This window comes from Nguyenibacter vanlangensis (assembly GCF_013376155.1).
Classification (GTDB): Bacteria; Pseudomonadota; Alphaproteobacteria; order Acetobacterales; family Acetobacteraceae; genus Gluconacetobacter; species Gluconacetobacter vanlangensis.
The window spans coordinates 1-840 of sequence record NZ_JABXXP010000984.1; the positions used below are offsets into that span (position 1 = coordinate 1).

Genomic DNA, 840 nt, shown 5'->3' on the forward strand with positions numbered 1-840 from the left:
GGTGGTGATAGGGCTTGAACGTGGATTCTTTCTCTTTGCTCATGGTACCAACCTCCTGATGGCCATTGCCGGGCCCGCCTGCCATAGTGGTTAAAGGATGCCGAATTCTTTTAATGCCGGCACGAAATTCTCGTTTTCGTGTTGGGACCGGGTCAGCTTGACCAGCGCGAAACGTTGCAGGGGCGCCAGTGCCGCCCATTCTTCCGCTGTCGGCGGGACCACGCCATCCGCCTCGGCCTGGAGACGCACGGAGTCGGGCATGCGGCCGGGCTGCTGCCAGTCCCCGAAGTCCCGCGTGGCCAGATAGCGGACCGGCTCGTCCGTCCGGGCCATGATCCGATCCAGCACGAACACGCGATAGGCGTCCTGCTCGTCCTTCGTCTCGCACGGCAGGTCAGCCAACCGGCCCCGCTCTTCGCGCGACAGGCGGCTCCACTGCTTCAGGCTCAGCTTGATGCCGGTAATGTCGAGCTTCTGCCGTGCGATCATTGGAATGCAGCGCAGGGAACCGGCGAAATCGCGTTCAAAATCAAAAATCATCGGATCCTCGTCCATTCTCGTCGCTCCGATCCGCCAGGACGGCGATGGGTTTGCTCATTTCGGCACCAGGAGGTGAAGCAGGGTGGCCGTGGCGATGAACAGCGCGGTGTTCCCTGCCCAGATAACGGTGAACCATCCGACCCGTGCGCTCCATCGGTGCGGTGCCTCGGACCCGTCACCCCGCACGATTTCAATGATAGCCATCGGCTTCCGTCACTTTTCCACGAAACACGCGATAGGAATAGATCGTGTAGGTCAGGATGATCGGCAGGAGGATGGCGGTGCCGATAAGCTGGAAGA

At 61.0% G+C, this 840-nt stretch carries 2 protein-coding genes and 1 pseudogene; all 3 read right to left on the reverse strand.

All coding sequences use genetic code 11. The features are described 5' to 3' along the window. Positions 1-90: 90 nt before the first annotated feature. A complete protein-coding gene (locus HUK84_RS20650; protein ID WP_176641859.1) occupies positions 91-540 on the reverse strand; it encodes a nitrate reductase associated protein in 450 nt (149 codons plus the stop codon). Between the two features lie 54 nt (positions 541-594). Continuing rightward, on the reverse strand, positions 595-744 hold the full coding sequence (locus HUK84_RS20655) for a DUF2474 domain-containing protein (protein WP_176641860.1): 150 nt from the start codon (positions 742-744) through the stop codon (positions 595-597). Further along, positions 731-840 (reverse strand): annotated as a pseudogene (locus tag HUK84_RS20660) (ubiquinol oxidase subunit II); the annotation flags it as partial. The gene HUK84_RS20655 and the pseudogene HUK84_RS20660, both read right to left, overlap by 14 nt.